Origin of the sequence: uncultured Methanobrevibacter sp. (genome assembly GCF_902764455.1) — an archaeon.
Classification (GTDB): Archaea; Methanobacteriota; Methanobacteria; order Methanobacteriales; family Methanobacteriaceae; genus Methanocatella.
In genome coordinates this window covers 26,029-46,450 of sequence record NZ_CACWVY010000028.1, presented here as the reverse complement: position 1 = coordinate 46,450, position 20,422 = coordinate 26,029, and the positions used below count along the sequence as shown (strand labels likewise).

Sequence of the window (20,422 nt, the reverse complement as noted above, 5' to 3'; positions counted from 1 at the left end):
ATAACTATAAAATATAAATTATTTAATGTATGAATACAAAACAGTTAATTTTAGAAAATACTTTAAAATTAATGATAGAAAAACAAGACTCTCTGATTTCTATTAGAGAAATAAGTGCATCCTCCGGAATTGCAATTGGTGGAATATATCACTATTTTTCAAATAAGGAAGAAATATACGATGAACTTATTGAAAAATATTATATGAATTATTACAGATTTAATATAGACAAACTCAGACAGATAAATGGTAATGCAAAAGAAAAAATCCATGATGTCATGGCTGAAATTTTCAGGCAAAAAGAAACCGGAATCAAGATTGAATCGATTGATGGTGATATAGACTACAGATCATTATTGCTGGTTTTAACCGGAGAGGTATTTGCTTATGAAAATTATGCGGAGTTGAGCCATTGTATTTTAAAAGAATTTAAGGATTTTTTCACAGAAATTATTGAGGAAGGTCAAAAAAACAGGGAAATCAGACAGGACCTCTCAACCGAGGACATTGTAGAGTCATTGATTATCATGTACATGGGAATTCAATATAAATGGGAAGTATATTTAATTGATGATATGATTCAGGACTTTGAAGATAATTTTAATTTGGAATGGGAAAAGATAAGATTCAGGGAATAATTAATTAAACTGAGAAACATGATGTGGTTAGATGAACACCAAAGATTTGATTGTTGAAAAAACGCTGAAATTAATATTGGAGAAAGAATCAGTTGATATTTCAATCAGTGAAATTCGAAATTATACCGGACTTACAACAGGCGGCATATATTATCATTTTTCAGATAAAAGCAAATTATTTGAAGCAATTCTTCAAAAGTATATGGTGGATTATATTAAAGTCGATTTTGATAAAATCATCCTCGAAGGTTCATCAAAGGACAGAATCCATGACACATTGTGTCATGTGTTACATCACTACATAAATGGTGTGGAAATTGAAAGCATAGATGAAAAAATCAATTATGCCAGTGTAGTACTTCTTTTAACTGGAATTGGCTATGCAAATGATGATGTTAATAGCATAGTTTCACAAACAGGAAATGATGTTAGAAAATTTTTAACCGGCCTTGTCGAAGATGGCAAAAGGCAAAATGAAATCTCTAATGACTTCACAACTAAAGACATTGTAGAATCTTTGTATATCATGTATATGGGAACTCAATATTTCTGGTTAAATTTCCCAAATGATGATATTGATTTAATTTTTGAGAGAAACTTTGAAATGACTTGGCAGGCCATCGAATGCCAGTAAAAAAGTATTTTTTTAATCTTTGAAGATAGGGCACAAAATCTTTAATTGAATTTTGTGTTTGGAAGTGCACAAATGTAAAAAAATAGAAAATAATCAATTTGTCAAAAGCATCTAAAATCATAGGGCCATATAAACAAAGACAGGATTCAAATATTTTAAAATTTTTAATGTTTAGGCCAATAAACAACTAAAATTAATGCAATAATGATTACAAAAGTTGCAATTAAACCTGATTCAGGTCCAAAAACACCACCATTAATTAAATTTTGACCCGTGTGACTACATTTCAATAATGTCGGAGTTGATATGCCGCTTACATTAAATCCGTATATGATTCCCTGTGAAAAATTCCATGCTGTATGAGCACCGCAGCAAATCCAAATATTGTCAAATCTCAAAAACATCACCGCAAATACAATACCGATGATGAAAATATTGACAATAGATACCAAATCAATACCCAGATTAGATAAATGAGGAATTAGAAAAATTATGCTGTTTATCAGTATTGAAAGAAATATGCTATGCCTTTTATAAAAATAAGTCATTGTCCATCCGCGAGTATATATTTCTTCACCAAAACATTGGATTACAAATATTACAAAACATGGAATTATATAAACCAGTGAAGATAAATCATATCCGTCAAAAGTGAATTGTCCAAGAAGCATCCCTACTGCAACAATTGCCGAAAACATTAAAAAACCAATTATTAAACCTTTTAATGTTGAAAAAAATGCATTTCCTTTAGAAAATCCAATGCTTCTCCAACTGCGTTTTTCTATTTTAGTAACAAAGAAATATATAACAAAAGGAACAGCTATAAATCCTCCCAAAGAAAAAAACGTAGCCTCATTAATTGGACTGAAAATCCAGAATATATACTGAAATATAAGCAAAAAGACACATAACACTAAAAATAAAGCGATAAAAATTCCTATTTCTTTTATAGGTGAGATTTCTTCAACGTTAATGCGTGCTTGCTTTAATGTTTCAGAATTATCTGCAAAATATTTAATTCTATCCAACATAATCTCATTTAAATTTATATCCCTCCACCATATAAAAATAATTCTAAAACTGTTGAAATTACTTAAAATAAGAAAATAATTAATATTTATGGTATGTTAAGAGTAACTGCACTTAATTATCCAAGTTAGTAAAATTTCAAGAATTACCTCTAAATTTCCAACAATATCAAAAATACTGTATATGAGCATATATTTATTCTTGTTCTTCTAAAACCGACTGAATTAAAAAATAAATTGGATACAGTTGATTTGTAAATTGATATTCTCCCTGTCTTTTAGAACTAGCCAGTTCAATTATTCCCAATTTTCTTGATCGACTGATGAAATCTTTAAATACATTTGATTCTGATTCGTTTAGAACATCCTCAAATTCATTTTTAGTAAAAGTGCTGTTTGGAGATGCAGCTAATTTTTTACCAATTTTCTTAAATAAAGATAAATAGTTTTCACTTCTAATTTTATTTTCAAGTAATGGCTGCAAATATTTCAAACCAATTCTATTTCCAGCTTCTATTATCCCACCAAAAGCATCATCATTATCAATATACCCATCCGTATCTTTCCAAAAAGTCGCATCACCAATTTCTTGCATCATTGTTGGCATTCCAGAAGAATATTTAGTCATATTATCTAAAGCAGAAGATGATATATCCATATTATATAAAGAAAAAATTGCAGTATAGAAAGTTTCAACATCCTCATCTGATAAAGCCTTCAGTTCATGAGTGTGGAATATTCTATTTACAGAAGGATTATGGTCATATAATCTCCTGAATTTTTCAGGATAACCAGTCAACATTATGCAAATGGGCACATTTTTAACTGAAGTTGCAAGAGTATCTGCAAAACTTTTATACCAATTAGCAAATTCAGATGTTTCAGACAATCCATTGATATCATCGATTACAATAAATAACCCATCCTTATCCTTAAAATTATTTACCAGATCAGACAAATAAAATGCTAAATTATCTTTAATATTCTTTAATTCATCTTTTGGAGGGTTAAATTTGATGTTTAATCCACCAAAACCAACAGAATCTATGTAATTGCCAATGAGATTAAAAATCTTACTAGACCACTTCTCAGGCCTAATGGCATTTAAAACTCTTTCAATTATTTGAACAACCAATTCATCAATATCATGAACCCCATCATTCATAATATGTGCTGTAACCATTGAATAATTATTATGAGCAAAATCAGAAATATAATTAGCTAAAGAGGTTTTACCCATGCCTCTTTTTCCAGTGATGAAAAAATGCTGAGGATTGCCAGACCTAACAGCTGGAAAATATTTTAAAATCTCTTTAATAATATCTTCCCTACCTTCAAACCTATCTGGACTTACAGGTTGACCAGGTTGAAATAAAGATTCTTTTTCTGAAATATCCATGCAAAACACCTATAAAATATCAAAATAGATTAAGTTAATAGTTAATGTATAATTTAATGTATTTAAAATTATCTAATAACCAATTAAAATCAATTTTACATAATGAAAGCAATAAAATATGGTAGATATCCAAGAAATTAAATTGAATAAAAATAAGTTATATTAAATCTTTTGAAAGTGCACAACAGTGAAAAAATAGATATAATCAATACGATACTGTATTTGATGAAATATATAAAGAATTTGGAGTTATTCCTTCAGATATAGTCAGAATTGGGAAAAAACAAAAACCATTTATAAATAATGAAAATTAATGACATACTTGATTTAGAAGATTAAAAGTTACAGAAAATATAAAGACATATAAACGACAATGGAAATACTGAAAGCACTAAAAAATTAAAATTAGATATATATATAGGATTATTATGCGAATACAACATCGAAAAAGCTAATACCCAAAAATTAAAATAAAAAGAGACAGAATCAGATTGTGCCCTTATATACATAGCTCCAGGAAGGTCTTTCAAACATCCCATAATCCTTAAAATTACGCCAAATTAAATGATAAGAATTAACAAAAAAACTATTTTAAAAAAAGAAGCAAACAAAATACTGCACTTTATTAAAAAAAATTAAAAAAATAGGGTGAGACATCCCTATCTTTTTACTTTAACTGTTCTATTTATACTACTTTTCAGGTAAGTTACTTTGAATCTATATTTTTTACCTACCTTCAGCTTTTTAATGACATTTCGTTTAATGGTTACTTTAGCTATTGCCTTTTTGTTGGTTTTAACTTTGTATTTTTTACCTTTAAACTTAAATATCACTTTTTTATTTTTGAGGAGTTTTTTACCTTGTTTAAGTTTTGCCTTCAAGACAAGTTTTCTTGAAGATTTCTTGATTTTGACTGTTTTTTTACTGAATATTACGCCCTTAACCTTAATCTTATTTTTAACAGAATATCCTTTGTAAGCTGCTTTTATAGTATATTTTTTAGGAGTGAATTTTTTAGTTAACCGGATAGTAATGTAACCTTTTTTATCTGTTTTGAGCCTGTAGGTTTTTTTACCAATTTTTACAGTTACCTTTACTCCCTTACCAACAGCCTTACCATCATTACCAATAACTTTAAATTTATATTTAAAGTTGCTATTGTAATATTTTACAACATTCTTATTGCCTGTAATTCTTTTAACTATCTTAAGTTTCTTTGTAACATTTTTACCACCATCTAAATTGACTATTACATTATATGTTCCAACACGAAGTTTAACATTGAGTTTAGCAATACCATTCTCATTGGTGCTAGAAATGTATTTTCTATTATTTATGGTGAATGTCACATACTTATTTTTCAATGGATTTCCATTATTATCAACGATTTTAACCTGATAATCAACACCACTATTATATCCGCGAGTCATATCAGAAGTTACAATCATTGTATTGACAACAAAAATGCTTGAATAACTTCTTGGCGCATATTTACTATCACCTGAATAAGCGATTCCAACAACATTTGATCCTTCTATCAATTCATTGGCTGTAATCTCCGCAGTACCATTTTCTAAACGGGCAACATATGTTGTGTTACCTGCAACAAGAGTTAAATTTCCAGTAGCATCACTCGGAGCATGGAAAATGACAGTCTTATCAATCATATTGAAACCAAAGTCATAATCTTCAACAGACAATACATTGAATTTAGCCTCTTGAATATTAGTTTCATAATTAGGATTATCAGAATAAGTGAGAGTACTGTAATCTCCAACTCCTAAAGAGACACTAATACTTCCATTACCGTTTACAACATTAACCTCAAAGGAATTTCCACCAACAGAAACAATATAAATTCCATCAATGTCTGCTTTAACATTGACTGTAACATTATCAGGACATGTAACACTGTTTGCACTCACTACAACATTATTAATCGCTTTATTAACCACAACTGTTATACTATCAAGTGCGGAAGGGTAATTGGAATCAGAGTAATTAGCATAAATTACATAAGATTTTGCATCCAATCCTGATAAAACAAATGATTCTCCAACATCAAGGACCTTGATTATTGTTCCGTTTGCAAATCCATAAGTTACATTGCCTGTTACATTGACTGGAAGACTTTGAGTAATGTTAATGGCTTCTCCATAAGTTATTTCTGTACTATTAGCAATAACATTAAATTTAGTGCCAGTAGAAGTAACTTTGAAAGTTGAAACGTTTGAATTTGCACTATAGTTTTCATTTCCGGCAAATATCACACGAACAGTATAGTTTCCAACATCCAAAACACCAAAATTAAAAGTACCTATACCATTTTTAACACTCACAACTTTTAAAGTATCACCAATGATTACATCATATTTACCGTCAAGACTTGCAAATACATTACCATCAACATCGACAGAATAAACGACATCCAAAACCTCAACGCTTAAATTAACATCCGATTTAGCAACAGTAAACGGAATGCTTGTGACATTATTCACATAATTTGCGTTAATGTATTCGACATCAGCAGAGTAAGTTCCAACATCTAAAGCTATTGTATTCACTCCAATACCATTTGAAACAATAACAACAACTATTTTATCGCCAACACCAACATAATATTCCCCATCAACATCAGCCACAACAGTAATAGTTGAATTCCCAAGATATGTCGCATCCTGACCAAATACAAGAATATTATTAACGGCCTTATTGACATCAATTGTTAAACTGTCCCTTGCAGGAGCATAATTAGAATCACCAGAATAATTAGCATAAACCACATAAGATCCAACATCCAGACCAGATAAAACAAATGATTCATCAACATTTAAAACATTAATTACAGTTCCATTAGCAAAGGAATAAGTTATAGTACCTGTTGCATCACCAGGAAGACTTTGAGTAACATTTATTGAATTTCCATAAGTGATATTGCTTTCATTAGCAACAATATTGAAATTGGTTTCAGACTGAGTAACCTCAAAAGCGCTTTTATTAACATTGGAGTTATAATTATCATTTCCGGCAAATATCACACGAACAGTATAGTTTCCAACATTTAAAACACCAACATCAAATGCACCAACACCATTCAAAACAGTCACAGGAACACTATAATCTCCAATAACAACAGTATACTCCCCGTCAAGACTGGCAAACACATTACCATCAACATCAGCAGAATAAACCTTATCTAAAACCTCAACGCTTAAATCAACATCAGCTTTATATACGGTAAATGAACAGCCAGTCATGTTAATGTCATAGTTATCATCAGTATAATTGACATGAGCAGTGTAATTTCCCGCATCAAGATTAATCATGACCTTTCCATGACCATCCATTACACCAACAAGCAATTGTTGATTGCCTAAATTAACAGACAACATACCATCAATATCAGAAATTACATTAATAACACTTAACTCACCATACACATTATCTTCAACAGCTACCGTGATGTTAATGCTTCTTTTTAAAACTCTGAATGATTTTGAATCAGCGCTTTCACTAATATTAAATGCTTCCATATTTGTAACGGTTAGAGTATAATTTCCAACATTCAAATTAGGAATCAGAAGCACATCAGAAGTTACATTATTATCATAGACAACTTCACCATCTTGATTTTGGATTCTGACATTTACAACAGTTTTATTTTCAACATCAAACTCAATTAAAACTGCATCTTCATAATAAATATCGGAGATATTATTCAATTTAACAGTGGAATTGAGCTTATACACGCAGAACTCTTCAGATGATGAATTTCCAATTACATTTTCAGTGCCGTAATTAGTAACAATAACTGTATAATTGCCCGGAATCAAATCACTGACAATGACTGGAGAACTAGTTATGTTCTCATCATAAACAATAGCTCCAACATCATTTTTAATCATAATATTTACGGTTGTAGCATTAACAACATCAATGTAGACTTCCAAATCATCGCCATATACAATTGAATCAACAAGAATTTCAACATAGGAAGGGACCTTTATAATTTCAAAACTACCGTTAACCTTATTTCCACTGACATTGGAATTGCCCAGATTTGTAAACTCAAAAGTATAGTTTCCAACTGTTAAATTTCTATAAATAAAGAAATAATAACCTAAATAAGCTTCTTCAGTCAAATTAGACATATCTTCTGGAAGTTCACTAATTTCATTGAAATTTTTATTAAAAATGACAAATCCTTTGGAATCATAAATGCAGAGGTTTAATAATGTTTCGTTTTCTACATCATAATCCAATCTGAAAGGCATTCCATAATAGGTTACATTTAAATAATTGAATTCTATTAATGAACCGACTTTCAATACGTAAAATGTTTTAGTGTCGTTGCTAGGGTTGAAATTATTGGAACCTGAATTATAAACTTCTACAGTGTATTTACCTACAGCCAAATCTGAAAGATCAAAATAGCTTTCATTAGTATTATTATTATAAATAGCCCTATTGTTTTCATCCTTTACAATAACAGTAACATTTGTAGCATTGATTACATCAAAGTAAATTTCAATGTCATCTCCATAATACACATCACCAATGTCATCTATTTCAACAGATGAATTTGCAGGTAGGACAAGGAATGTTTTTGAATCCTGACTGGCGAAAACATTCTCAGTTCCCATATTGACCACAGTAATTTGATAGGAACCAACATCCCAATCAAGATTAATGGTTGAGTTTGTAGTTGTGAAATTATATACATCACCACTTTCCAAATCAACAACAGTTACAGTAACATTGGTTAAATTATCAACATCATAACTGATTGCAACATTGCCATAAATATATTCTGTTTTATTATCAAGAATTATGGATGAATTAACTTTTAAAACATTGAATGCAGCATAATCTCCGCTAGGATTATAATTTATGTCCATGATATTGGTTAATGTTACTGCATATGAACCTACAGGCAAATTATTTAGGATAAATAAATTACCTTCAACGACGTCGTTGATAATAAACTCCTTGGTATCAATATTATAAATTGAAGCGACAACACTGGTTCTGTTTTCAACAGTGAAATTAACAATTATATCTTTGCCGTAATAAGTGTCGAGTATCTCCTCGAGAATTAATGAAGAACCTGCTCTATTAACTCTGAAATCTGAAGCAACACTGCTTGAACGATAAAATTCATTTTCTAAAGTACTGATTACTACATTATAAAATCCGGATCCCAAATTAGGAATGGAAACGTTATTGACCTTTACAGTTTCATTGAATATCACTTCTGAGTTAAAGGTAACTGTAACCAGAACTGCAGTACTGTTTTCAAACTCAAAACCGATTTTTACATTTTCACCATAAACAACATCACTAATACTTGTAATTATAACGGATGAATTATATTTTAATGCATTAACTACCAGTGAGTCGACAGTACAATTTACAAAGGATTCTTCATCTATATCCGCAACAACAATCCAAGACCCATTTGATAATCTCCATAAGTACTCGTATGCATCCATATAAAACTCGGCTGCAAAAAGTTCATCGTTAATTTTGAAATTAAACTCATCAACTAAAATGATATTATTATTATCATCATATATTGTGGCATTTAATAAAATCACGTCACCAACCATATGATTTAAATTGACATTATCCAAATGAGCAAAGGTCTTTGAAAGAATAGTTCCGTCGTTGAAAATATAATCTGATGCGGAAAGAGTATTGTTAGCCAAATAAACAGTTGACCCCTGCAAAATATTAATGGATCGATTATTATGATTATTGAATATGCAATCTGTGATATTTACATCTTTACACCAGGAAAAATCAACAATGCTTGAATCAGGCCCATTATTGTTAAATACTGAATCATCAATATTTAAATCGCATACGTCATATCCAATTATTGAAGATCCTGAATTATCTACAAATTCACAACCGTCAACAACATGATTTGAACCTTCCAGATATAGTGAATACATTCTGGCCTGGGTGAAATTTGAATCCCTTACAACCAGGTTAGAACCGCAATAGATTAATGCGGAGTCCACATTATTCACTGAAATATTGCTTATTGACCCATTGTTTCCAACCCACTCAACGGCATTTATTGCATCCAAGAAATTAATATTACTTAATGAGACATTGTCTGCAGATATATTAAATATGCTGGATTGATTCATTCCATTAATAGCAAATCCGTTTCCATTGATTGTCACTGCCTTATTTATCGGGATGCTTCTGACATAATCAACATCATAATAATAAAAGTTATAGTCATGTGTCAGATTAACAACACCATTAACAACGGTTTTATTTATCAAAGTATAGAGAGCGGTGAATGAATCGTCATCATAAATTATTTCAAATTCATGTTTTAACTCCACATTTCTGTATTTTGCATAAATTTCACCATAAAAAGGTCCAATAGCTTCAAATAAAACAGAGATTTTTCCTTTTTTTATCTTATCTGAAGTGACATTAATATTTCCGTCAACTGATTCAAAATCAAATGAAAATAGGTTAAGTCCATCATAAGTTGAATTTGATTTTGAATTGAAATCATATAAATTAGTTAAATCTAAAGTAAGTGTTGTTCTATTGCCTGCACCAATAATATTTGAATCTGCATTGAAACTCGCAAATAGGGCATTGCCCACAACAACATTATCACTAACATTGGCCTTCCTATTGAAAGTGTCTACAGTATTTCCCCACCAGTTGTAATTTGCATTTAACGAGTTTACAGCGTAGATAACCGCACCAGTGTTATTCAATAAAATGGAATTCCTTATTATGATATTGTTGCCTTCAGCATATATTGCACTGCCGTTGATGTCATTACCGTTGATTAGGGAGACATTTTCCAGAACAACATTGTCTGCTGAAATATCAAAGATGCGGGAGCTGTCTTTACCGTCAATGATAAACCCATTTCCGTTGATGGTTATGGATTTGTTAATTTTTACTCCATTTGGAGCATCACTTTCCGGATAGAACGCATAATTATTAGTTAAGTTAAGGATATTTCCATTCATATGATCTATTTCATATTGTAATGCATAAAATGAATCGCTAGGATGCTCAACTACATTATATTTAATTTCGTATGTCTTATGGGAATATTTTGACAGATTTGCCAAAACAACAACTGTATTTTCACCATAATCATTCGCAACATATGTAACTTTAACAGAGGCATTGCCTAAAATAAAGGAATCACTACTGAAGTTGCCGGTGCCTGATTTTAAGCTTAAATTAAGTTTAAAGTTGCCAGCATAATCTGAAACTGTTCCTTTTTTTGCGTTATATGATTTCAATGTAAAAATAATGTTATTTTTAGATTTAAGATCGGTTTCGCTTTTACCGCAATCTACATCTACATACATCCAATCATTCAATAAAACTCTTGGACCGACAGAAGGCTTTCTATCAAAATTATCAACAGTATTGCCGAACCAGTTATTATAAGCTTTAAGACGACCGTCAACGACCTCTACCTGGGATGTATCAAATACTCTGTTATCAATATTTTCAACAAAAATGGAGTCATGAACATTAAGATAACTATAACCTGATGAATATACTGTGGATTTTCCATGATTTTTCATAAAAATGGAATTGTATAAATCTATGTCGTTATGTTTGAGATTCATTGTACAAACTGCACTTCCCTGCTCATTTGCAGTATTGGCGTAAAATTCTCCGCTGATACGATTATATCTTCCGGAATATGATATGGACCTGTTTGTATAAATTGCTCCACCATCTTTGGATGCCCTGTTATTTTGATAGATTCCTGTAAAGTTACCGAATGGATTAAAACTATAAACAGCACCACCGTATGCTGCAGCATTTGAATCAAAAATACCGTCTATGGTAAATGTTGAAATAGCAAGAGCGACATCTGCACAAACTGCACCACCATTCTTTCCTGCGACATTGTTTGTGAAATTACCTTTAAGATGATATTTTGCCACATCAATTAAATATATTGCACCTCCGTCATCTGATGCTTTGTTATTTGTAAAAGTACCTGTTATGTTGCAAAATGTATTGCTTCGATAATCTCCATAATAATAGATTGCACCCCCTTTTGCACTGGCAGTATTGTTTTTAAAGACAGAAAATTCTATGTTTACCTTCTCATAGGATTTAAGATAAATTGCACCACCATTTTTTGCAGAATTGTTTTCGAATCTGCAGGAATTAATAGACAAAGAAGTTTGAGATGATGTTTGAATCGCACCACCATTATCCGGAGTATAACCGTTAATAAAGGTGATATTATTTAAAACAACTTTATGTCCGTCTATATTAAATATTCTAGCCCATCCGTCACCATCGATAACATGGTTATTACCGTTGATTGTCAAATCTTTATTAATGTAAATACCATCCATCAACATATAATCGAACATCACAGAAAAAGTATAATCCCTAGTGAGATTTATAACATCCCCAGAATTGCTAATCAGATGCTTAAGGTCTGTGAAAGAACCTTCATGGTACTGATTAAGAGAGAGTACATGGTTGAATAGTTCATAATCGATTTCAACAGGCATTTCACCATCAGAACTTGAAGTATACACCACACTCCCCTCATTATTGGTCAGCATGATTGAATCGGAGCTGAGTGTCCCTCCTTCTTCCAACAGACTAACGCCAAATTTCATGTTTCTGACGCGTGATAACGGAACCCCCTGTCTTGAGTTCAAATCATATGAGTAAAACTTAAGAGTGATATTTGAACTGTCTCCTACAGGAATATCATAGAGAGAAGGTGTGATATTCAGATAAAGCAAACTCTTAACAGGGAACACACGAAGCATGTCATAATTCTTTAATATATCCTCATTTGTACCGCCAAACCAATTGTTCTCAATGTTAGCTGAAACATTCCATCGTAGTGATTCACCCTCCGGCTTAGAAATATAATTTGATGTTGAATTGGTTAACAATATGGAATCTGTGAGATTTAATCTGCTGCTAGCGTGAAGATAAATGAAACATCCCTCCATACCAGAATTGGAATTAATGAAAATGCAATCCCTAATTACAGTATTAATACCCATTACTATCAAAGAGCCCCCATTTTCATCAGCCGTATTGTTAATGAAAGTGGAATTGGTTATTGTAAGCACTTTTCCAACCAGATTAATCGCACCCCCCTCAAATTTTGCTGAACAATTAATGAACCTGCAGTTATTGACTGACATATTATCTATATAACCCCAAATGGCCGAACCCCACTTTGATTTACTATTAACAATGTTCAAATTATTTATGTCCACATTAGGACGGTTACTCATAAAAAAGACTCCACCACTATTTTTTGAATCCAAAGTAAAACCGTTACCATTAATCACTAGGTCTTTTGAAATAGTTACGACCATGTCACCATCGATAGATTTGTCACGAGTATAATTATGAACCAGATTTAAAACTCTATTTTGACAATTGTTAACAACAACCTGAAGAGCGGTGAATGAATATGGATTTGTCTTGAACTTTAAAGTCAGTTTTGCACCATAACAATCCACAGTAATAGAAGGTGTACTTGTAAAAGGATCTGCCAAGAATTTAAAAGAGGATTTACCGTTTGCCAAATAAAGATTATCGGAAACCGCCCTTGCATTTACTCCACTAACAACATAACGAATCGCCGGATTAGTAAAGGGAGCTAATTTACTGTCAGATGTAGGAGAATCACGCATATATCTGAAGTTCAAATCAACAGTGGATTCCTGTCCATCATGATAGTTTTTATCCATAGATGTGGCAACCAGATACAAATTTTCCCTATTATTAAGGTTAACTGCTTTGCCTTTGAGTTTAGCCAAATCGTAATACCTGTTATCCATAGTATTTCCAAACCAATTGTTCGCAATATTTATCTCTTTAGTGGACCAGACGTCATAATTGCTGTTTTTTAAAAATGCGGAGAATTTAATAGTGCATTCTTTATTGTCGCAATATATTGCATTAGGCTGTTCGACAAATGCACAATCCACTATGGTTGAAGATTTAGAATCAAGATATATTCCTCCACCATATTTTTCAACTCTATTTTTGGTGAATAGACATCCTTTAAAATTAAGGAATTTGCTATCAGATGAAGCATAGACTGCACCACCCTCCTTTGAAGCACCATTGCCTGTAAAATTACAATATGAAATATGCCCAACAATAATTCTCTCATCAAAATATATTGCACCACCATATTTACAGTAATGTTTATTGCCGTCATATCCATTATTGTTGAATGTACACCGAGTTATTTGAAAACCAGTGTCGCCAATCTTGGAATCTGATTCTACAAATATTGCACCACCTTTTTGTTTTACGCTATCATCCACATAGTTAGAATTAAAAACACAATCCTCAATTCTAACATCATTAGCAGCTATTGATATTGCGCCTCCAAAACGTCCAGCAGAATTTTCATTGAATGTGCATCCCTTAACTAAAGCACCTGATCCACCCTTAAGATAAATGGCACCACCATGCTCATAAGACTGCAGACATTCGGCTCTTCCTGCGTGATTTTTAACAAAAACACAATCAAGTATTTGACATTTACCATATGCATTTATTGCACCACCATTTCCAGCCGAACAATCTTCAAATCTACAAGATTTAACAGTGACCAAATCAGAAATTGAAATTGCACCGCCAGAACTGGATGCAGTAGATACCATAGTGGCTGAGGTTTCCCATCTAACAGTTTTCATCTCTCCAAAAGCATAACATCTCTTAAAAGTACAATCAATAATTTGGGAGTTATATTTCGCCTGTGCTGAAATTGCACCTGCAACACCTCCTCTAGAGCAGTTTATAAATTTACAATTGGAAATTATAAAAGGACACTGCCCATCAGCAATTATGGCTCCTCCATCTCCTAAATTAAAAGCATTATTATATCCAAGAGTAATTGTATGTCCATTACCATCAATTACAATGCTTTTAGTTATTTCAATAGGTTTTACAGCCCCTAAAAAATCATAATCCTTATCCAATGTTATTGTTGAACCCTCTTTAGCAGCAAGAACCAAATTATTCAATTCATCACGGGTCCCCATCTTTGAAGCAGACAACTTATCATTTACATTGCTACTGGAAAGCAATTCCCCAGAGACAACACCACAACCATCAGAAGCATTTTCTCCAACGGCCTCACAAAGTGTAGTATTTTTATCATCAACATTACTACTGGAAAGCAATTCCCCAGAGACAACACCACGACCATCAGAAGCATTTTTTCCAGCAAACATAACGTTATCATATTCATTAATATCCTCATCAACCACACCAACAGCATTAAGATTAGAATTTTCTATTGATGTCTGATTTTCACTTGCCGATACACAAGCAAACGACAAGAAACATAGAATTAATGAAATTAAAATTATTCTCTTAAAATTCATGTTTAACACATCCACAATAATTATGTAAATGTTTATTATTTATGATATTAAATTCTTTATGATTAAATTAAACAATGAATATTTATTTTTATCAAGAAAAAAGTTTTAAAAAATAGTAAAATGAAAAAATAATCAATCATGGTATGTTAAGAAAAAGTCACTTAAAATCGTGTGGGTTACATATGAGTTAATGTTAAAAACTACCTTAACTTTCAACAAAATCAGATTAATTTTTCAAGATATTCCCGAAGTTCAGGAACATCCCTTTAATAGTTACCCACAAAATATCATACATTACAGATTCATAGTTATGAGCATGTAAATTTCTCATATCTTTAATTTCTCTCCAAGGAATCTCAGAATGACTATTTTTGAATTCATCAGATAATCTATCAACATGTTCTCCAATTTGAATAATTACTAAAGCACATGCATCCTGATAATGAATATTCTCCAAAAACAATTCTTTATCATCACCGAAATATTCAATATGACTATCTATTTTATCACAGTATAATGCAGAATCATTTCAATTCTCTTTATCATCACCGTTCATAAATTAAAACCTCCTCTTTTTGGATTCTAGTTAAAAACTCCCTATCAGAACATCCAGTAGTAATTATATCAACATGACATCCAAATTTCTCTTCTAATTTACGAATTATAGCATTATATTGAATCATTCCAATTAAACCATCTGTATCCATTATAAAATCTAAATCACTATCCTCATTTGCTTCTCCTCGAGCATATGACCCGAAAATACCTAATCTAGCGATACCATATTCACTAACAATAGGGATAGCAATTTGTTTAATTTGTTCTAGAATAAATCATAATGAATCACCAAGTAATATATTATATAAAAATAAGTAATATTAATCTTTTGAAAGTACACAACAGTGAAAAAAAATAGACTAATTAATATTTATGGCATGTTAAGAGTAACCCACCTTCTGTTTAACAGCATTCATCTTAGCGTGCTACCTTGCCTCATACAGTTTGTCATCGGCACCTTTGCTCTTTTTAATGTCCTCAATTAAATATCATCGTCTACCATTAAAAGCCGTGTCGTTTCTGCTCCAGAGTCATACTTCTCAGTATACGTTTTTCAACGCCGTAGTTCTGTGTGATGGGCGGAGTTTCCTTAGTTTAAAAAACCAGCAGCTGTCTTTAACTTGCCATAAAAATATTAATTAAAAGTAGCAGGGCCTAGATTTGAACTAGGGATCTCGGGGTTATGAGCCCCGCGGGATCACCAGACTACCCCACCCTGCTATAAGATAAAAGTAGTAATACAACTATATAATAGGTATAATTTAGATAATATATAAACTTTTCTATAAAATGAAGAAAATCAAAGAAAATAAATTTAATTATTTTCTAATGATTCAATTCTTTTATCCAAGTCATTTAATTTTTCTTCAGTAGCTTTTTGGAATTCTTCAGAAGATTTTTTAAATTCATTGAAACTTTTATCCAAACTGTCTACATTAGCAGTAGTTTCACTGAATTTAGATTCAAGCTCTTCCAAATCATTTGTAGTCGCTAAAGACCAATTTTTGATTAATTCGTCACTTTTTTCATCTAAAAAAGTATCAATCTTATTGGAAAAGGAATCAGTGTTCAAGTCAATGTCACTTAATTTAACTTTGATTCTTTTACTCATTGAATTCTTATTTTCTTCTTGAACTTCACCTTCTTTAGATAAATCATAACCAGAATCGCCATTAGATCCGCCTAAAATCTCATTCATGTGCGCATCTGCAGTGGTTGGTACATAACCTCGTAACTTATTCATAGTTGCAGGACTATTCAATAAATAATAGTATACTAAAACTACAATAGCTAGAATTAAAATTATAATTGCAACAGCTTCCATAGCATCCATTTTACCACCTATTTATTCATTTTTTTGAGTTTAGCTTCTTTAGCTTCAATCTCTTTAAGCATTTTTTCTAATTTTCTTTGTTCGGTTTCAGCTTCGAGTCTGGCTAATCTTTCGTTGATTTCAGAATGCAAGTAACCAACATTGCTTCTGACTTCAGTGGTTGATTGCCTAATAGCTGAAAGACTGTCTTGTTGCTCTTGTGGTAATGGAATTGGATTATCCATTAATCTTTTAGATTCAATGTCTTTTTCCACCATGGACATTTTTTTAAGTTCAATTTCTTTTTCAAGTATTAAAATTGAATTTTTGGATTGTGAGACTTTTCTCCATTGGAAAACAATGATAATCAATACAATAGCAACAATAACCAAAATGATCAAATAAAACATTTGGTCAGGTATTGTAGGAAAATCCATATAATAACCTCCAATTTTTATAAACTAGTTTATATTAAATAAAATATTATATTAACTTTATCAGATATAAAATTAATTATTTAACAAGGATGGTTAAAATTTATGATAGAATCCTATATAGAAGCTGGAAAATTAACTTCAAAAATTCGAAGCGAAGCTTCAAAAATGATTAAAGACGGAGCTTTAGTTTTAGACTTAGTAAATTATGTAGAAAGTGAAATTTTAAAGGCAGGCGCTGAAATTGCATTTCCATGCAATGTATCAATCAATGAATATGCCGCCCATTACACTTCCCCTGCAGGAGATAAAACAAAATTCAAAGCAGGGGATATGGTAAAATTAGACCTTGGAGCAATGATTGATGGATATATAGCAGATACTGCAGTAACTGTTCTTGCCAGTGGAAACATGGACGAAAACTATACCCAGGATGAAATAAACTTGCATGAAGAAATAATCGAAGCATCAGCTGCAGGCCTTGAAGCCGCAATTGCAACTGCAAGAGCAGGCATTGAAATTTCAAAAATCGGTGAAGCAGTTCACGAAGCTATATCAGAATATCACCTGAATCCAATATTTAATCTGATGGGACACAGTCTGGAACAATATAACCTCCATGCAGGAATATCAATTCCAAATTACAACAACAATGACAGTTATATTTTAGAAGAAGGCCAGGCCGTAGCAATTGAACCCTTTGCAACAAATGGTGAAGGATATGTCAATGATGCTCCGGGCCACTATATCTTTTCATATATGGCAAATAAACCCTTCAGGATGAAAAGTACTCAAAAAGTATTGAAGTATATCCAAAGCAATCACAGATATGTTCCGTTTTCAGGAAGATGGATTACAGACGAATTCGGAGAAAGAAAAGGATCAATTGCTCTTAAACAGTTATCCCAGGCAATGGCGATTTATCCATATGCTCCGCTGCGTGAAAAACAGGACTGCTTTGTAAGTCAAAAAGAGCATACATTAATTATTGAAAAAGAGGGTTGTACAGTTACAACAATCTAAAAAAAGGAGTTAAAACTCCTTTACCTTATTACATATCTATATAACTGGGCAGTTGCCTTAGCCTTGCCGTATGAAGAGACAATATTATACAGACCAGGATTTAAAGGAGTTTTTAAAGTAAATGTTGCAATTCCTTTTTTATTTGTTTTTGAAACATAAGTCTTTTTATTGAATTTGACTTTAACATTCTTATTTTTAAAAAGTTTTCCCTTGTTGTTAAGCAATTTAACCTTATATTTGAATGTTTTTCCAAGCTGTTTGGAACCGAATTGTGTTAATGGGATTACAGTCGGCTTAACTATGATTTTATTGGCAACCATGTAATCCTTATATTGGGCTGTTACCAGATATGATCCAGGCTGAAAATTAATTTTTAATTTTGCATAACCGTTTTTATCTGTTTTTACAGTGTGTTTTTTAAAGTTTACTGTAAAAGTGACTTTTTGGTTTGCTTTAACAGGTTTTCCGTCATCTCCATAAACCCTTACAGTATATGATTTGCCGCTGTTAAAGTAAAGATTGAAATTCTTATTTCCAGTTAACACATCAAAAACATAAACAGTATCTGAAGTGATATCGCTGGCCACAGTATTCATGAGATATAATGTGTGGTTACCCTTTTGAGTAGGCAGTAAAAACAAAGCAACACCCTTGGAATCAGTAGTTGCATTAACACCAAGCAGGACTGAATCAATACCACAGTATACAACAGTATTTTGCAAAGGTTTTTTATCGCTGTCCAAAAAAGTTGCAGAATATTCTATCATTCCATTATACCTTTTTGTAACCTTGCCCGGAACAATAAAGCTTGAATTGTCATGAACAACATCTGAATAATCAACGGAAAGTGCTGACTGATCACTAGTTTTCATAACGACATTTTGATTTTCAGCTTCAATAATATCTTCATTTTGAATATCGGCAGCCATCTGTGTCGAATTTTCATCAACAGCAAAACTGGCAGTTATTGAAAATAAAACAATAACCATTAATGAGAAAATAAAAAATTTATTTAATTTAATATCAATACCTCCAATGTTAAAATAATACTACATTATATTTGAGGTTTATAATATTTAAAGTTTAATTTAAAAAATAGTTTAAAAAAAATAAAAAAAGAAAGAAGCGGAATTAGTATTCCACAGGAAGTGGTAATCCCATTTTTGCTCTTCTTTCACGTTCTGCGCCGTTTTTGTCTTTTTTACCTTTAGCTAATTTTTCAAGTAAAGGAAGACCTGGTTTTACTTCATCCATTGGTTTTGTTTCAATTAAACCAGCGTCAACAGCAGCTTTGAATACGGATTCACCAGCATCGGTTCTTGTTAATACAGTGGACCATCCGTCAGGAGATCCTACAGAACCGGTGGATACATCAGACCATTCAGCAACATAGTCCATACAGATGTTACATCCAGCTTGTTCATATCCGTGAGTTTCTTTAATAGCTAAACCGTTATCTTCACCATCTTTGGTTAACCAGAATTTACCTTTACCAATATCCATTTTAGTAGCATCAGTTAAGCTGTCAAATCCTAATTTTGCGGTAGCAAAGGTGTCAAGAGAAGCCATTGGGAAGTTTTCCATACAGTAGATACCGACGATTAATTTAATTTTGTCAGCGACAAATCTAGCGAATGGATAAGCTTGTGCTTTTCTTAAACCTTGGGTTTGACATGGAGTTGCGACTACACCAACTTTTTCTAAACCGTATTGACGGGTTGCTTCTTTTAAAGCAGATAAAGTTGGGGACATTGAGTATTTAGTTCCTGCAGCTGCAATTACTTCATCAGAAGAAGTTACTACAGTAGGAATTGGTCTCCAATCGTCGTCAGGAGTTCCAGCTACAACTGCACCTTCAATGATTCCTTCATCAATTGCGTAACAGAGTAATGCTGAAACAATTCCTCCGTCTTGGGATACATCTAAAATTTTGCTGTCAGTAGCCCTTGCAGATAGTGCTTCTTTGTAAGTACCTAATACCATATCCATTCCTC

General features: G+C 31.9%; 12 protein-coding genes, 1 tRNA gene and 1 other RNA gene. 3 read left to right on the top strand and 11 right to left on the bottom strand.

The genetic code is table 11. The annotated features are described in order from the left end of the window. Positions 1 to 29: 29 nt before the first annotated feature. Together QZU75_RS09455 and QZU75_RS09450 are read left to right on the top strand one after the other, a co-directional pair. Positions 30 to 638, top strand: coding sequence for a TetR/AcrR family transcriptional regulator (locus QZU75_RS09455; protein WP_296883273.1), 609 nt, complete (start codon positions 30 to 32; stop codon positions 636 to 638). A gap of 31 nt (positions 639 to 669) precedes the next feature. After that, positions 670 to 1,272: a TetR/AcrR family transcriptional regulator gene (locus QZU75_RS09450; RefSeq protein WP_296883271.1), complete on the top strand. Its 603-nt coding sequence runs from the start codon at positions 670 to 672 to the stop codon at positions 1,270 to 1,272. 164 nt (positions 1,273 to 1,436) lie between these two features. On the opposite strand, the gene QZU75_RS09445 is transcribed toward QZU75_RS09450, so the two are convergent. The 9 genes from QZU75_RS09445 to QZU75_RS09405 all read right to left on the bottom strand — a co-directional run bounded on the left by QZU75_RS09445 (position 1,437) and on the right by QZU75_RS09405 (position 17,408). Continuing rightward, positions 1,437 to 2,303, bottom strand: a complete 867-nt coding sequence (locus QZU75_RS09445; protein WP_296883270.1) for a CPBP family intramembrane glutamic endopeptidase — start codon at positions 2,301 to 2,303, stop codon at positions 1,437 to 1,439. A 193-nt stretch (positions 2,304 to 2,496) separates the two neighbouring features. Beyond that, the gene (locus QZU75_RS09440; protein WP_296883269.1) at positions 2,497 to 3,699 is read right to left on the bottom strand and encodes an AAA family ATPase; all 1,203 of its coding nucleotides are present in this window, start codon (positions 3,697 to 3,699) and stop codon (positions 2,497 to 2,499) included. 659 nt (positions 3,700 to 4,358) lie between these two features. After that, a complete protein-coding gene (locus QZU75_RS09435) occupies positions 4,359 to 15,101 on the bottom strand; it encodes an Ig-like domain repeat protein (protein WP_296883267.1) in 10,743 nt (3,580 codons plus the stop codon). A 226-nt stretch (positions 15,102 to 15,327) separates the two neighbouring features. Next, complete coding sequence (locus tag QZU75_RS09430) at positions 15,328 to 15,591, bottom strand: DUF86 domain-containing protein (protein ID WP_296883279.1); 264 nt, start codon at positions 15,589 to 15,591, stop codon at positions 15,328 to 15,330. A 55-nt stretch (positions 15,592 to 15,646) separates the two neighbouring features. Further along, entirely contained in the window at positions 15,647 to 15,898 is a 252-nt protein-coding gene (locus QZU75_RS09425; RefSeq protein ID WP_296883278.1) for a nucleotidyltransferase family protein, read from the bottom strand. Between the two features lie 136 nt (positions 15,899 to 16,034). Further along, positions 16,035 to 16,283, bottom strand: an RNA gene (gene rnpB / locus QZU75_RS09420) — RNase P RNA component. Positions 16,284 to 16,304: 21 nt separating this feature from the next. Continuing rightward, positions 16,305 to 16,379, bottom strand: a tRNA-Met gene (locus QZU75_RS09415). A 94-nt stretch (positions 16,380 to 16,473) separates the two neighbouring features. Beyond that, positions 16,474 to 16,992, bottom strand: coding sequence for a hypothetical protein (locus QZU75_RS09410; protein WP_296883266.1), 519 nt, complete (start codon positions 16,990 to 16,992; stop codon positions 16,474 to 16,476). An 8-nt stretch (positions 16,993 to 17,000) separates the two neighbouring features. Next, complete coding sequence (locus tag QZU75_RS09405; protein WP_296883264.1) at positions 17,001 to 17,408, bottom strand: hypothetical protein; 408 nt, start codon at positions 17,406 to 17,408, stop codon at positions 17,001 to 17,003. Between the two features lie 102 nt (positions 17,409 to 17,510). Here QZU75_RS09405 and map point away from each other — a divergent pair, with 102 nt between their 5' ends. After that, the gene (map, locus tag QZU75_RS09400; protein ID WP_296883262.1) at positions 17,511 to 18,428 is read left to right on the top strand and encodes a type II methionyl aminopeptidase; all 918 of its coding nucleotides are present in this window, start codon (positions 17,511 to 17,513) and stop codon (positions 18,426 to 18,428) included. Positions 18,429 to 18,448: 20 nt separating this feature from the next. Here map and QZU75_RS09395 read toward each other — a convergent pair whose 3' ends face one another. Further along, positions 18,449 to 19,417, bottom strand: coding sequence for a hypothetical protein (locus QZU75_RS09395; protein WP_296883260.1), 969 nt, complete (start codon positions 19,415 to 19,417; stop codon positions 18,449 to 18,451). A 142-nt stretch (positions 19,418 to 19,559) separates the two neighbouring features. Beyond that, positions 19,560 to 20,411: a coenzyme F420 hydrogenase subunit beta gene (gene frhB, locus QZU75_RS09390; protein ID WP_296883258.1), complete on the bottom strand. Its 852-nt coding sequence runs from the start codon at positions 20,409 to 20,411 to the stop codon at positions 19,560 to 19,562. Positions 20,412 to 20,422 lie beyond the last annotated feature (11 nt).

Bases quoted from the DNA above. Each gene is read 5' to 3' on its own strand.
- QZU75_RS09455 (WP_296883273.1), top strand. From the start codon at position 30: ATGAATACAAAACAGTTAATTTTAGAAAATACTTTAAAATTAATGATA.
- QZU75_RS09450 (WP_296883271.1), top strand. From the start codon at position 670: ATGAACACCAAAGATTTGATTGTTGAAAAAACGCTGAAATTAATATTG.
- QZU75_RS09445 (WP_296883270.1), bottom strand. From the start codon at position 2,303: ATGTTGGATAGAATTAAATATTTTGCAGATAATTCTGAAACATTAAAG.
- QZU75_RS09440 (WP_296883269.1), bottom strand. From the start codon at position 3,699: ATGGATATTTCAGAAAAAGAATCTTTATTTCAACCTGGTCAACCTGTA.
- QZU75_RS09435 (WP_296883267.1), bottom strand. From the start codon at position 15,101: ATGAATTTTAAGAGAATAATTTTAATTTCATTAATTCTATGTTTCTTG.
- QZU75_RS09410 (WP_296883266.1), bottom strand. From the start codon at position 16,992: ATGGATGCTATGGAAGCTGTTGCAATTATAATTTTAATTCTAGCTATT.
- QZU75_RS09405 (WP_296883264.1), bottom strand. From the start codon at position 17,408: ATGGATTTTCCTACAATACCTGACCAAATGTTTTATTTGATCATTTTG.
- map (WP_296883262.1), top strand. From the start codon at position 17,511: ATGATAGAATCCTATATAGAAGCTGGAAAATTAACTTCAAAAATTCGA.
- QZU75_RS09395 (WP_296883260.1), bottom strand. From the start codon at position 19,417: ATGGTTATTGTTTTATTTTCAATAACTGCCAGTTTTGCTGTTGATGAA.
- frhB (WP_296883258.1), bottom strand. From the start codon at position 20,411: ATGGTATTAGGTACTTACAAAGAAGCACTATCTGCAAGGGCTACTGAC.